The following is a 13,526-nucleotide window of genomic DNA, read 5'->3' as shown; positions in this document are numbered from 1 at the left end:
TAATTAATCTAATCAGCTCTAATAACAATAAGAAATATCCATGCTGTTAAATCATGCTGCTAAATGGCAGAAAAAAATCGATTCATTCCATCTCGTATTATGTCAATTGGTCAGTTGGTTTACCCTGTTTATGGTGTTGGTGACGTTTCTAATTGTGGTGCTCAGATATGGATTTAATATGGGATGGGTCGCGATGCAAGAATCGGTCATGTATCTTCATGGCATGGTGTTTTTATTAGGAGCCGCCCACACTTTGCGGGTTAACGAACACGTTCGAGTCGATATTTTTTATCGAAAATTCTCACCTACCAAACAAGCAAAAGTCGATATTGTTGGTGGATTAGTGTTATTAATGCCAGTCAACCTATTTATTTTTTTCATTAGTTTCGAATACGTAGTTTCAGCGTGGAAAATATTAGAAGATTCCCAAGCGGCGGGAGGTATCCCCGCGGTATTTTTGTTAAAGAGTTTACTTTTAGCCTTTTCACTTACTATGGTGTTGCAAGGCATCGCTGAGATTATAGGCAACATCCTGAGAATACGTCAGCAAAAACAAATAGACAAAGAGCAATTAGAAAAAGAGAAGGTGCAATAATGGAATATCTCGCTCTTGTGATGTTTTTAGCGGTGTGTTTGGTTTTGCTATTTGGCTACCCCGTAGCTTATTCATTAGCGGGGACGGCATTAATTTTTGCAGCTGTCGGTGCGTTTTTTGGCGTGTTCGACACCGCCTACCTGCAAGCAGTTCCAAGTCGCCTATTTGGGATCATTTCAAACCAAACGCTTATTGCCGTGCCTCTATTTGTCTTTATGGGCGTAATGTTAGAAAAATCTCAAGTGGCAGAAAACTTATTGGTTGCCATGGGGCAAGTATTTGGTCGATTAAAATCTGGGTTAGCAATATCGGTAGTATTGGTTGGCATGTTGCTAGCGGCAAGCACCGGAATAGTGGGAGCAACAGTAGTGACTATGGCGCTGCTTTCGCTACCAACCATGTTAAAACAAGGTTATTCGCCATCTTTTGCTAGTGGTGCAATATGTGCAACCGGCACTTTAGGGCAAATTATTCCTCCGTCCATTGCGTTAATTTTATTAGGTGATGTGTTATCGAGTTCTTTCCAACAGGCGCAATTAAGTATGGGTATATTTTCGCCCAAGTCAGTCTCTGTAGGCGACTTATTTGTTGGCGCATTGGTACCAGGGTTAATGTTGGTTCTGATGTACGTGTTGTACGTGTTAGTTTTTGCCAGCAAACAAATCGATTTATCTCGTAATACTCGAATTGATAGCGCTCCTATATCTAGTTCTGGATTAATTAGAGCTTTGTTCCCTCCTTTAGTGCTTATCATTACCGTACTCGGTTCAATATTGGCCGGGTTTGCTACTCCAACAGAAGCTGCAGGGGTCGGCGCAATAGGCTCTTTGGTCTTGGCTGTTATTACCCAAAAGTTAGATTGGCAAAAATTAAAAGACGTAATGATGTCGACCACAAGAGTCACCTCTATGGTGTTTCTAATTTTAATTGGCGCTTCAATTTTTTCTTTGGTATTTCGCGGATTTGGTGGTGAAGAATTAATAGAAGAGCTATTTGCTAGCCTACCTGGAGGCGTTTTTTCTGCCGTGCTATTGGTCATGGTAGTGATATTTTTACTTGGTTTTATTTTGGATTTTATTGAAATAACTTTTGTAGTAGTACCTTTGGTTGCCCCAGTTTTGTTAGCCATGGGAGTTGATCCTATTTGGTTAGGGATCATGATAGCTGTAAACTTACAGACTTCATTCTTAACGCCCCCATTTGGCTTTGCATTGTTTTATTTACGCGGCGTCGCGCCACCAGAAGTTAAAACATCTGACATTTACACAGGGGTAACGCCTTTTATTGTCATTCAATTGGTCTTATTAGCATGTTTAGCGGTTTGGCCAAACCTGGTAACTTGGTTACCTTCCTTGCTTTAGAGAGTCTTTATATGAAATTACCTCAGCTGTTAGTAGTGTTTAGTGTGTTTCTTTTGTCCTGCGGCGGGCAATCTTCTGATACCTCAGCCCCGCAAATTGAACAACAAAATTATGAATGGAAACTAGTGACATCTTGGCCGAAGAACTTTCCTGGATTGGGTAAAGGACCAGAAACCTTTGCTAAGTATGTAGAACGTATGTCCAATGGTCGGCTAAAAATAAAAGTGTTTGGCGCCGGGCAAATGGTGCCAGGTTTTGAAGTATTTGACACTGTGTCAAGTGGCGCCGCCGAAATGGGCCACTCTGGTTCCTATTATTGGAAAGGCAAAGCTCCCGCATCACAAATTTTCACAGCCATTCCATTTGGCATGAACGCAACAGAAATGAATGCCTGGCTACATTATGGCGGCGGCATGGAGTTGTGGCGTGAAGTCTATGCCCCCTTTAATTTAATCCCTTTTGCTGGGGGTAACTCTGGTGTGCAAATGGCAGGTTGGTTTAAAAAAGAAATTAACAGTGTCGCAGATCTAAAAGGTTTAAAAATGCGAATACCCGGATTAGGGGGCGAAGTACTTAAAAAGTTAGGTGGTATTCCTGTGGCGCTGACGGGTGGTGAATTATTCACGTCATTACAGTCGGGCGCAATAGACGCCACCGAGTGGGTAGGTCCTTATAATGATTTAGCCTTTGGGTTACACAAGGCAGCTAAATATTACTATTATTCAGGATGGCATGAGCCCAGCGCAACGTTAGAGTTTATGGTTAACAAACAAGCATTCGAAGCATTACCAAAAGACTTACAAGCTATCATTGAAGTGGCTACTCGCGCTGTCAATCAAGACATGTGGGACGAATATACAGCTGCAAATAATGCCTCCATGCAGGCCTTAGTTGAAACTCATGGTGTAGATATGCGCCCCCTGCCGGCTGATGTCATGTTAGCGTTAAAAAATGCTTCAGCAGAAGTTATGCAGCAGCAGTCAGAAGCTGATCCTCTATTTAAAAAGGTGTATCAGTCCTATTCTGACTTTCAAAGCAACGTCATGAAATACCACCAAATATCAGAGTTGGAATACTATAAAAATCGCGCTACTGAGCCACAATAACAGCAAAGCATAAAAATTTACTGTAACTTTTGGGGACTTTTTGTTCTCATAATACATGGGGTTTGATAAGTAAATATCACTAAACACACTTAAACCTTTATATCATTATCAGCTGTTCAGATGTGTTTATGCCAAGACTAGCATTACAATGCGCTGAAATTTAAAAATAGGAAGTCACTATGATTGTTAAGCCCAAAATTCGCGGCTTTATCTGTACTAACGCTCATCCAGTTGGATGTGCGGCTAGTGTTCGCCAACAAATTGAGTATGTTAAAGCCCAAGGTGCGTTAAAAAATGCGCCTAAAAACGTATTAGTTATCGGCAGCTCTACGGGTTATGGATTGGCTTCTAGGATCACAGCTGCATTTGCAGGCGGAGCAAATACCTTAGGGGTTTGTTTTGAAAAACCTCCGACAGACAGGAAAACTGGCACCGCTGGTTGGTACAACACAGCTGGATTTCATACTGAAGCTACGGCTGCTGGACTCTATGCTAAGACCTTAAACGGCGATGCGTTCTCAAAAGAACTCAAGCAACAAGTCATCGACACCTTGAAAGCCGATATGGGTAAAGTGGACTTGGTTATCTATAGCCTCGCCTCGCCTAGACGAACTGACCCAGAAACTGGCGAAGTGTATAAATCAACTCTGAAACCTGTAGGACAAGCATACAAAACTAAAACCTACGATACAGACAAAGACCGAGTTCATGAAATTGAACTTGAACCAGCTAATCAAGACGAAATTCAACAAACTATCAAAGTAATGGGTGGTGAAGACTGGGAGTTGTGGTTAGATGCCCTACATGAAGCCGACTTGTTGGCAGATAATTGTAAAACCACAGCCTACACCTACGTCGGCAAAGAATTGACATGGCCAATTTATGGGCAAGCGACTATAGGTAAAGCCAAAGAGGATTTAGATAGAGCGGCTGCGTCAATAGTGAAAACCAAAGCAGCTAAGAATGTACAGGCCTATGTATCTTCTCTAAAAGCACTAGTAACACAAGCGAGTTCGGCGATACCAGTTATGCCATTGTACATATCACTTATCTACAAAGTGATGAAAGAAGAAGGCACACATCAAGGTTGTATTGAACAAATTTACGATTTGTTTACTGACAAGTTAACCCAAACTAATCCGGAAGTGGACGAAATGGGTCGTTTATATATGAATACTAAAGAAACCAATGATGCAACCCAAGCTAAAATCAAACAATTATGGGATCAAGTCACTCAAGATAATTTCCACGATCTGAGCGATTACGCAGGTTATCACCATGAGTTTTTAAAACTGTTTGGTTTTGATGTCTCGGGTGTCGACTACGATGCTGACGTTAACCCTTTAGTTGAATGGTAAAGTACATTGCTTAACGAAGAAACCGCCTGAAAATTGGCGGTTTTTTTGTTGTAAATTTGCAACGACCTTGTGTTTCTGATTTCACTGCTTGTCTATTACAATTAAGGTCGACTTCACAACATTAAGGTTAATCGCCTTTTAGCAGTGTAAAAATATCAAGTATTGAATTCCTTCACTAAAAGCTTATTGTCCTAACCAATAATTATGACAAACGACTGAAAAATGAAACCAACATTCATTACCGTTTTCGTCAGGGCACACCTTACGGTTGAAGTGTTATTTTAGAAGGCAAAGAAACCTGCTTTCATGCACTAATATCAACAGTCCAACTCAACTTTTTCCAATAAATTGTGTTGTTAAAATTTTGATTAAAAAAAAGCCGCTGAAAATGGCGCTTTATTCATTTTAGAAATTTGGTCTACCTTTCTAATAGGTTTATTCAGAAAAATCTATAAAAACCACAAAATAAATGTGTTTAAACAACAATTTGCATGGAAGAAATACACCGGTTAATGCTAAAATTCCGAGGCTAAGCGTAGGTGTCTTGTAGAATTGTATATAAGTTTTGCTCAGGACATTAATTTTTAAAGAAGATCGGACGCTGCAAAATTAGCTTGTAGCTTATGAAACAGTCTTGATTGACGATACTCACCACCACTAGGTTTTTGATGACTTGCATACAGTAGATGGAAGGCTGTATTTAAGAGCCTAATGGTGCTGTGTATTAATTAGAGTAGTGCTATTGCGTATGATAAAAATCACGAAAGGGTTAGATCTTCCTATTCAGGGAGCGCCACAACAGACCATTCAAGATGGAAACTCTGTTACCAGAGTCGCTATTTTGGGTGAAGAATATGTAGGAATGCGTCCTACCATGCATGTCCAAGAAGGAGACAAAGTGAAGAAGGGTCAGATTCTTTTTGAAGATAAAAAGAATCCTGGCGTGAAATTCACCGCTCCAGCTGCGGGTAATATAGTTGAAATTAACCGTGGAGCAAAACGTGTTTTGCAGTCGGTTGTAATTCAACTGGAAGGTGATGAAAGTGAAGCATTTGCTAAATATAGTAGTGCCGAACTCGCATCATTGGATGCAGCTAAAGTAGAAGAAAATTTAGTTAATTCGGGTTTATGGACGGCGATTAGAACTCGACCGTTTAGTAAGTCTCCTGAGTTAGGCTCAAAACCAAATTCAATTTTTGTAAGCGTAATGGATACCAATCCATTAGCTGCTGATCCACAAGTTGTGATCGCAGAGCGAAGCGAAGATTTTATCAACGGTTTACAAGTACTTAGTCGCTTAACCGAAGGCAAAGTATTTGTTAGTAAAGCGCCAGGCGCTGACGTTGCTGTAGGCAACGTAAAAGTTGATGTAAACGAATTTGCTGGCTCACACCCTGCTGGATTGGTGGGTACTCATATCCATTTCTTAGATTCGGCTGGTGCCAACAAAAAAGTTTGGCATGTTGGTTATCAAGATGTTTTGACTATCGGTAGCTTATTCACCACGGGTGAACTAGATAATCGTAAAGTGGTTGCATTGGCAGGTCCTGAGGTGAAGAACCCTCGTTTAGTGCGCACTTTGTTGGGCGCCGATCTTAGCGAATTAACGACTGGTGAAACCAATGACGGTGAAATGCGTGTGATTTCTGGTTCTGTTTTACTGGGGACTAATGCACATGGCGTACACGGTTATTTAGGTCGTTTCCACAATCAAGTAACAGTCTTACGTGAAGGTCGCGAAAAAGAACTTTTCGGTTGGATTAAACCTGGTGTTAATCAACATTCTATTACTCGCGCTTACCTTGGGCATTTAAGTCCTAAGAAGTTGTTTAATATGACAACCACTACTAATGGATCAGATCGTTCTATGGTGCCGATTGGTAATTATGAACGCATTATGCCATTAGATATTTTGCCTACTTTATTGTTACGAGATTTACTTTCTGGTGATACCGATGGTGCGCAAAGTTTAGGTTGCTTGGAACTAGACGAGGAAGATTTGGCTTTATGTACTTATGTTTGCCCAGGTAAATATAACTATGGCCCAATCTTGCGTGAATGTTTAGAGCAGATTGAGAAAGAGGGTTAATCATGGGCTTAAAAGCATTTTTAGAAAAAATTGAGCCGGATTTTGAAGCCGGTGGAAAGTACGAAAAGTGGTATGCCCTGTATGAAGCGGCGGCAACTATTTTTTATACGCCAGGAACAGTTAATAAATCGACTACTCATGTTAAAGATAGTATCGATTTAAAACGAATTATGATCATGGTGTGGATGGCAACATTCCCAGCTATGTTCTACGGCATGTATAACGTGGGTGCACAAGCTCACGAAGCCATTTTAGGTGGTGCAGTTTGGGCTGATACGGCTAGCGCATTTTGGCAAGCAGGTTTATTTGAAATGTTCGGCGGCCAGCTGAATGCTGAGAGTACTTGGCTTGGTATGATGTTATACGGTGCATGTTTCTTCCTACCCATTTACGCCACTGTATTTATAGTCGGTGGATTTTGGGAAGTCTTGTTTGCTTCCGTACGTAAACACGAAATCAACGAAGGTTTCTTTGTTACTTCGGTTTTATTTGCACTGACACTACCGGCAACTATTCCTTTATGGCAAGCGGCGTTAGGTATTACTTTTGGTGTAGTTATCGCTAAGGAAATCTTTGGTGGTACAGGTCGTAACTTCTTAAACCCAGCTTTGTCTGGTCGTGCTTTCCTTTATTTTGCTTATCCAGCACAAATTTCCGGTGACGCCATTTGGGTGGCTGCTGATGGTTATTCTGGGGCTACGGCGTTAAGCCAAGCTGCTGCGGGTAATATCTCTGATTGGAGTATGAATGCTGATTGGTGGAACGCTTTCTTCGGTAACCTACAAGGTTCTGTTGGTGAAGTGTCAACCTTAGCCATTGCTTTAGGTGGTTTATTCTTAATTTATATGCGAATCGCATCATGGCGCATAGTGCTTGGTGTGTTGTTAGGTGGGGCTGCGCTAAGTACGTTACTTAATTTGGTGGGCAGTGACACTAATGCCATGTTTGCTATGCCTTGGTACTGGCACTTGGTTACAGGTGGATTTGCCTTTGGTATGTTCTTTATGGCAACCGACCCTGTTTCTGCATCGTTTACCAACCAAGGTAAATGGGCCTACGGAATATTGATTGGTGTGATGTGTGTAATGGTACGTGTCATTAACCCAGCCTTCCCCGAAGGAATGATGTTGGCAATCTTATTCGCTAACTTATGGGCGCCTTTATTCGATTATTTCGTTGCCCAAAGCAATATCAAACGGAGGATCGCTCGTGTCGGCTAAAAAAGAAACTCTAGGAAAAACAGTAGGTGTTGTTGTAGCTGTATGTTTAGTTTGTTCGATTATTGTGTCCAGCGCGGCTGTAGGCCTACGCTCTATGCAAGAAACAAACGCAGCTTTAGACAAACAATCTAATATCATCGAAGCGGCAGGTTTAGCTGATAAAGCGGCTGGCGATATCGCCGGTACCTTCGAAAAATACGTAGATGAGAAGTTTATTGATTTAGCAACAGGTCAATATGTTGAGAAACCAAGCGACAACTATGACATGTATAAAGCCGCTAAAATGCCTGAATACTCGGTTAAAGTTGAAGGCAGTAATGTTGGTTTTCAACAACGTGCAAGCATTGCCAGTATTTACGAAGTAAAAGATGATTCGGGCAAAGTGACTCGTATTATTTTACCGGTTCATGGTAGTGGCCTTTGGGACTTAATGTATGGATTCTTAGCAATAGACTCTGACGGCAACACAGTGCGCGAGTTAGTTTATTATCAGCAAAAAGAAACTCCTGGTTTAGGTGGCGAAGTTCAGAACCCAAGCTGGAAGGCGAAATGGGACGGCAAGCAATTATTTGATCAAGGAGATGTGGCAATTAAGATCAAGAAAAACGCTAGCCCATCTGACCCTTATGCAGTTGATGCACTTTCTGGTGCAACGTTAACTAGCAACGGTGTACAAAATACACTGTCATATTGGTTAGGTAAGAATGGTTTTGGACCGTATCTTAAAAATCAGACTTGGAAATCGTAAGGGGTTCACACAATGGCTGACGTTAAAGAAATGAAAAAGGTATTGTTCGGACCCGTTCTGGACAATAACCCTATTGCATTGCAAATTTTGGGCGTTTGCTCAGCGCTTGCAATTACAACTAAACTAGAAACAGCTTTGGTAATGTCCTTGGCATTAACTGCTGTAACAGCATTTGCGAGTTTATTTATCTCGCTAATTCGTACTCAGATACCTTCTAGCGTTCGAATTATTATTCAAATGACAATTATTGCTTCTTTGGTAATAGTAGTTGACCAAATATTGAAAGCATATTCTTACGAAATTTCAAAGCAACTATCGGTGTTTGTAGGCTTAATTATTACTAACTGTATCGTAATGGGCCGCGCCGAAGCATACGCAATGAAGAGTCCACCTTTTATGTCTTTCTTAGATGGCATTGGTAATGGTCTTGGTTACTCTATGGTATTGATTATTATCGGTACTATAAAAGAGCTATTTGGTTTCGGTACAATTTTAGGTTTCCCTATATTTGAACTCGTTCAAAATGGTGGTTGGTATCAAGGTAATGGCCTGTTGATTTTACCTTTCAGCTCATTCTTTTTGATTGGTGGCTTGATCTGGGTAATTCGTACAATTCGCCCTGAACAAGTAGAGCCGAAGGAGTAATTCATGGAACATTATTTAAGTATATTTATAAAGTCAGTTTTCATTGAAAACATGGCACTCTCATTATTCCTAGGCATGTGTACGTTTTTAGCTGTATCTAAAAAGGTAAAAACAGCGATGGGTTTAGGCGTAGCTGTGATTGTGGTGTTAGGTATCTCAGTACCTGTTAATCAGGTTATTTTTGTGAATATCTTAGCGCCAGGTGCTTTAGGTTGGGCTGGTTTTCCTGAGGCCGATTTAAGCTTTTTAAGTTTCTTAACGTTTATAGGCGTCATCGCTGCGTTAGTGCAAATTTTGGAAATGAGCTTGGATAAGTTTTTCCCAGCTTTATATAACGCGCTAGGTATTTTCTTACCTTTGATTACGGTTAACTGTGCAATATTTGGTGGCGTTGCGTTTGCGGTTCAACGTGAATACAACTTTAGCGAAAGTATTGTTTACGGTATCGGCAGTGGTCTTGGTTGGGCAATCGCCATTACCTTGCTAGCGGCAGTGCGTGAAAAGCTGAAATATGCTGACATGCCAGAAGGCATCAGAGGCTTGGGATCAGTATTTATGATCGCCGGCTTGATGGCTCTGGGTTTCCAATCATTTACTGGCGTGTCGCTTTAAGCGGTCTGGGAGTATATAAATGAATCCAAATGAAATTTATCTTGGTGTAGGCATGTTTATCGCTATCGTTTTAGCGCTAGTGTTTATCATCATGTTTGCAAAATCTAAATTAGTGCCAGAAGGCGAAGTGACTATTACTATCAACGGTGGCGCAGAAGAGTCAATCACTGCACAGCCTGGCGATAAGTTACTAGGTGCTCTTGCTAACGCGGGTATCTTTGTTTCTTCTGCTTGTGGTGGCGGTGGCTCTTGTGGCCAATGTCGTGTTGATATTAAATCAGGTGGTGGTGAGATTTTACCTACTGAGCTTGACCATATTAGCAAGAAAGAAGCAAAGCACGGTTGTCGTTTATCTTGTCAGGTGTCTATCAAGCAAGATATGGACATTGAGCTAGAAGAAGAAATTTTCGGCATTAAAAAATGGGATTGTGAAGTTATCTCTAACGATAACAAAGCCACTTTTATTAAAGAGCTTAAGCTTAAAATACCTAACGGTGAAAGCGTGCCTTTCCGTGCCGGTGGTTATATTCAAATCGAAGCGCCACCTCATCATGTTAAATATTCAGACTTTGATATTCCTGAAGAATATCGTGGTGATTGGGAACGTTTTGGTTTCTTCAACATCGAGTCTAAAGTCGATGAAGAAACTATCCGTGCTTATTCAATGGCTAACTACCCAGAAGAAGAAGGCATTATTATGTTGAACGTGCGTGTTGCTTCGCCGCCGCCAAACAACTTGTCTTTACCTGCAGGTAAAATGTCGTCTTATATTTGGAGCCTTAAAGAAGGTGACAAAGCCACTATTTCTGGACCTTTCGGTGAGTTCTTTGCTAAAGATACTGACGCAGAAATGGTATTTGTTGGTGGTGGTGCTGGTATGGCGCCAATGCGTTCGCATATCTTTGACCAACTACGTCGTTTGAAATCAAAACGCAAGATGACTTTCTGGTATGGTGCGCGTTCACTACGTGAAATGTTCTATGTAGAAGATTTCGATATGCTACAAAAAGAAAACGACAACTTTACTTGGCATGTTGCCCTATCTGATCCGCAACCTGAAGATAACTGGGAAGGCGATACAGGCTTTATTCATAACGTACTGTTAGAGAATTACCTAAAAGATCACCCAGCACCTGAAGATTGTGAATTCTACATGTGTGGTCCTCCTATGATGAATGCTGCGGTTATTAATATGCTGAAAGAGCTTGGCGTAGAAGACGAAAACATTATGTTGGATGACTTCGGCGGATAAACTCCAAGTTGGTTTATTTAATTTTTAAAGGGGCTTCATGCCCCTTTTCTTATGGAAAAATGTTGTGAATTTAGAAATCATTTATAAAAAACCTCTGTTGTTAGTCACTTATAGCATATTGTTTTTGGTGTCTTGCAGCCAACCACCGGCAGAAATTCACCTTTCAGGCCCAACTATGGGTACCACCTATAATGTCAAATACGTACCGACCGAGCTCATAACTCCCACTGAGTTGCAGGCAGAAATAAACCAAGAGCTAACTAACATTAACCAGCTCATGTCTACCTATATTCAAGACTCTGAATTGAGTCGTTTCAACCAGTGGAATAGCACAGAACCATTTCCTTTATCAGCGCAAACTATTTACGTTATGAAAGAAGCTAAACGCCTAGGCACCCTAAGTGATGGGATACTGGATGTTACTGTCGGCCCATTGGTTAACCTTTGGGGATTTGGCCCTAAAGCTCGCCCCGATAAAATTCCTTCTGCGGCCGAAGTAATGACCGCAAGAGAACGAGTTGGTTTACAACGCCTTGAAATACATGAAAACTCGGCAACAAAAACTCACCCTAACCTATATGTTGATTTATCTACTATAGCGAAAGGATACGGAGTCGATCAGATAGCTGAAATTTTAGAGAAGCATAATATTCATAACTATCTAGTAGAAGTAGGTGGAGAAATGCGATTATCAGGACAAAAAATTAGCGGTGAGCCTTGGCGAGTGGCAATCGAAAAACCGCTAACCAAAGAGCGCGCTGTAGAACGCATTATCAGTGTTGGCAACAATGCTATCGCTACTTCAGGTGACTACCGAAATTATTATGAAGATGCTGGTGTGCGTTATTCCCACTTAATTAATCCCAATACAGGTACACCTATTAGCCATAACTTAGTATCAGTTACAGTTGTGAATCCCTCATCAATGACTGCTGATGGCCTAGCGACAGCTTTAAATGTGATGGGAAAAGAAAAAGCGTTACTATTGTCAGAAAAATACCAATTAGCCGTTCTATTGATCACTAAGGAAAAAGACGGATTTAAGGAGTATACTAGCTCGATGTTTGACAAGCTTGTTACTATCCACTAACCCCCATTTTCAATTAATTGGAGACTAATTATGAGTACCTTTATACTCGCATTTGTGTTTTTTCTCGTAGTCGCAGTTGCAATGGCCGTGGGTTATATATTTCAACAAAAAACCATTGCTGGCAGCTGTGGTGGTTTAGGGGCATTAGGCATTGCTAAAGCCTGTGATTGCCCTGAACCTTGCGATCGTAAGAAGATGCGCATGGAAAAAGAACAATCTAGACAAGCGAAATTGAATGAATGGAAAAAGAATCAAATTCTATAAGCAGTTTTAACGCTAAGATAACCCACCAACGCCAGCTAGTCTGGCGTTTTTTATGTTGATATTTTAAATTATTACGGCAAAATACTGATTTTATATACAGTTAAATTGTCAGGAATAATTTGCGCAAAATCATTCACATAGATATGGATTGTTATTATGCAGCCGTTGAAATGCGTGATAATCCTGAATATCGCTATGTGCCTTTAGCAATCGGAGGCAGCTCCGACAGGCGTGGGGTCATTTCTACTTGTAATTACCAAGCGCGAAAATTTGGGGTGCGCTCTGCGATGGCGACAGCCCATGCATTGAAACTCTGTCCTGAGTTGGTGTTGGTGCCGGGAAGAATGAACTTATATAGCGAAATATCACAACAAATACGTGAAATATTCAGTCGCTATACCCAAAAGATTGAGCCATTATCACTTGACGAAGCCTACCTAGACGTATCTGACTGTGAACTGTTTTCGGGCAGCGCTACTTTGATAGCTGAAGATATACGCCGCGCAATTTTCCAAGAAACACAACTCACGGCCTCTGCCGGAGTAGCCCCTTGTAAGTTTGTCGCCAAAATTGCTAGTGACGAAAATAAACCTAATGGAATTTGTGTCGTTACACCGGACCTACTAGACGATTTTGTAATTGCATTGCCATTAGGTAAAATTCCTGGAGTAGGTAAAGTTACATTAAGTAAATTAAACGACATTGGCTTACATACTTGCGCCGATGTGCGTCAATTTCCATTCGAAGACTTAATAAAGCGATTCGGTAAATTTGGTTCAATAATATGGGATCGTAGCCATGGTTTAGACGACCGAAACCTGAGCCTATCAAGACAGCGCAAATCAGTGGGCGTAGAGCGGACCTTAGCACAAGATATCCATAGCAAAGAAGACTGCATTAAAATGATCGATAGCCTTTACCCTCTTTTAAAAACACGGCTAAGCAAAACTAAGAGTCCGATTCAAAGCCAAGGAATTAAGCTTAAGTTCAGTGACTTTCAACAAACAACAGTCGAACATAAATGCCAGCAATTAGACCATAACTATTTCATAGAACTTTTAACCGAAGGTCTTGCACGACAAAACGATAGAGGAATTCGACTAGTAGGAGTGCATGTGGGTTTAGCCGATCCTCAAGATAACAGGCAATTAGCTTTTTCATTTCCATCTACTGAAGATTAATATCG

13 protein-coding genes are annotated in these 13,526 nt (G+C 41.0%); all 13 read left to right on the top strand.

Going from position 1 to position 13,526, the window contains the following annotated elements; genetic code table 11:
- Positions 1 to 40: 40 nt before the first annotated feature.
- The gene (locus ABJK37_RS17565; RefSeq protein ID WP_348356652.1) at positions 41 to 595 is read left to right on the top strand and encodes a TRAP transporter small permease subunit; all 555 of its coding nucleotides are present in this window, start codon (positions 41 to 43) and stop codon (positions 593 to 595) included.
- The gene (locus tag ABJK37_RS17560; RefSeq protein WP_348356650.1) at positions 595 to 1,956 is read left to right on the top strand and encodes a TRAP transporter large permease subunit; all 1,362 of its coding nucleotides are present in this window, start codon (positions 595 to 597) and stop codon (positions 1,954 to 1,956) included. Before ABJK37_RS17565 ends, ABJK37_RS17560 begins: the two co-directional genes overlap by 1 nt.
- Before the next feature lie 11 nt (positions 1,957 to 1,967).
- The gene (gene dctP, locus ABJK37_RS17555) at positions 1,968 to 3,062 is read left to right on the top strand and encodes a TRAP transporter substrate-binding protein DctP (RefSeq protein ID WP_348356648.1); all 1,095 of its coding nucleotides are present in this window, start codon (positions 1,968 to 1,970) and stop codon (positions 3,060 to 3,062) included.
- A gap of 179 nt (positions 3,063 to 3,241) precedes the next feature.
- A complete protein-coding gene (fabV, locus tag ABJK37_RS17550) occupies positions 3,242 to 4,420 on the top strand; it encodes an enoyl-ACP reductase FabV (protein WP_348356646.1) in 1,179 nt (392 codons plus the stop codon).
- A 748-nt stretch (positions 4,421 to 5,168) separates the two neighbouring features.
- Positions 5,169 to 6,509, top strand: a complete 1,341-nt coding sequence (locus ABJK37_RS17545; protein WP_348356644.1) for a Na(+)-translocating NADH-quinone reductase subunit A — start codon at positions 5,169 to 5,171, stop codon at positions 6,507 to 6,509.
- 2 nt (positions 6,510 to 6,511) lie between these two features.
- Complete coding sequence (locus ABJK37_RS17540) at positions 6,512 to 7,729, top strand: NADH:ubiquinone reductase (Na(+)-transporting) subunit B (protein ID WP_348356642.1); 1,218 nt, start codon at positions 6,512 to 6,514, stop codon at positions 7,727 to 7,729.
- On the top strand, positions 7,719 to 8,477 hold the full coding sequence (locus ABJK37_RS17535) for a Na(+)-translocating NADH-quinone reductase subunit C (protein WP_348356640.1): 759 nt from the start codon (positions 7,719 to 7,721) through the stop codon (positions 8,475 to 8,477). The genes ABJK37_RS17540 and ABJK37_RS17535 overlap by 11 nt, the downstream gene beginning before the upstream one ends.
- Positions 8,478 to 8,489: 12 nt before the next feature.
- The gene (locus tag ABJK37_RS17530; protein WP_215930878.1) at positions 8,490 to 9,122 is read left to right on the top strand and encodes an NADH:ubiquinone reductase (Na(+)-transporting) subunit D; all 633 of its coding nucleotides are present in this window, start codon (positions 8,490 to 8,492) and stop codon (positions 9,120 to 9,122) included.
- A 3-nt stretch (positions 9,123 to 9,125) separates the two neighbouring features.
- Complete coding sequence (nqrE, locus tag ABJK37_RS17525; RefSeq protein WP_348356638.1) at positions 9,126 to 9,734, top strand: NADH:ubiquinone reductase (Na(+)-transporting) subunit E; 609 nt, start codon at positions 9,126 to 9,128, stop codon at positions 9,732 to 9,734.
- A 19-nt stretch (positions 9,735 to 9,753) separates the two neighbouring features.
- A complete protein-coding gene (nqrF, locus tag ABJK37_RS17520) occupies positions 9,754 to 10,986 on the top strand; it encodes an NADH:ubiquinone reductase (Na(+)-transporting) subunit F (protein WP_348356636.1) in 1,233 nt (410 codons plus the stop codon).
- 64 nt (positions 10,987 to 11,050) lie between these two features.
- Positions 11,051 to 12,076 carry an FAD:protein FMN transferase gene (locus ABJK37_RS17515; RefSeq protein WP_348356634.1) on the top strand — a complete coding sequence of 342 codons (1,026 nt, stop codon included), beginning with the start codon at positions 11,051 to 11,053 and terminating at the stop codon, positions 12,074 to 12,076.
- 30 nt (positions 12,077 to 12,106) lie between these two features.
- Positions 12,107 to 12,340: a (Na+)-NQR maturation NqrM gene (gene nqrM / locus ABJK37_RS17510; RefSeq protein WP_348356632.1), complete on the top strand. Its 234-nt coding sequence runs from the start codon at positions 12,107 to 12,109 to the stop codon at positions 12,338 to 12,340.
- A 119-nt stretch (positions 12,341 to 12,459) separates the two neighbouring features.
- A complete protein-coding gene (gene dinB / locus ABJK37_RS17505) occupies positions 12,460 to 13,521 on the top strand; it encodes a DNA polymerase IV (RefSeq protein WP_348356630.1) in 1,062 nt (353 codons plus the stop codon).
- The last annotated feature ends 5 nt before the right edge of the window (positions 13,522 to 13,526 follow it).

Origin of the sequence: Paraglaciecola sp., from assembly GCF_039964565.1 — a bacterium.
Classification (GTDB): domain Bacteria; phylum Pseudomonadota; class Gammaproteobacteria; order Enterobacterales; family Alteromonadaceae; genus Paraglaciecola.
This window is presented reverse-complemented; position numbering and strand designations above follow the sequence as displayed.

What these genes read in the sequence shown, in the direction of transcription:
- ABJK37_RS17565 (WP_348356652.1), top strand. Translation starts at nt 41, where the DNA reads ATGCTGTTAAATCATGCTGCTAAATGGCAGAAAAAAATCGATTCATTC.
- ABJK37_RS17545 (WP_348356644.1), top strand. Translation starts at nt 5,169, where the DNA reads ATGATAAAAATCACGAAAGGGTTAGATCTTCCTATTCAGGGAGCGCCA.
- dctP (WP_348356648.1), top strand. Translation starts at nt 1,968, where the DNA reads ATGAAATTACCTCAGCTGTTAGTAGTGTTTAGTGTGTTTCTTTTGTCC.
- fabV (WP_348356646.1), top strand. Translation starts at nt 3,242, where the DNA reads ATGATTGTTAAGCCCAAAATTCGCGGCTTTATCTGTACTAACGCTCAT.
- nqrE (WP_348356638.1), top strand. Translation starts at nt 9,126, where the DNA reads ATGGAACATTATTTAAGTATATTTATAAAGTCAGTTTTCATTGAAAAC.
- nqrF (WP_348356636.1), top strand. Translation starts at nt 9,754, where the DNA reads ATGAATCCAAATGAAATTTATCTTGGTGTAGGCATGTTTATCGCTATC.
- ABJK37_RS17530 (WP_215930878.1), top strand. Translation starts at nt 8,490, where the DNA reads ATGGCTGACGTTAAAGAAATGAAAAAGGTATTGTTCGGACCCGTTCTG.
- ABJK37_RS17540 (WP_348356642.1), top strand. Translation starts at nt 6,512, where the DNA reads ATGGGCTTAAAAGCATTTTTAGAAAAAATTGAGCCGGATTTTGAAGCC.
- ABJK37_RS17560 (WP_348356650.1), top strand. Translation starts at nt 595, where the DNA reads ATGGAATATCTCGCTCTTGTGATGTTTTTAGCGGTGTGTTTGGTTTTG.
- nqrM (WP_348356632.1), top strand. Translation starts at nt 12,107, where the DNA reads ATGAGTACCTTTATACTCGCATTTGTGTTTTTTCTCGTAGTCGCAGTT.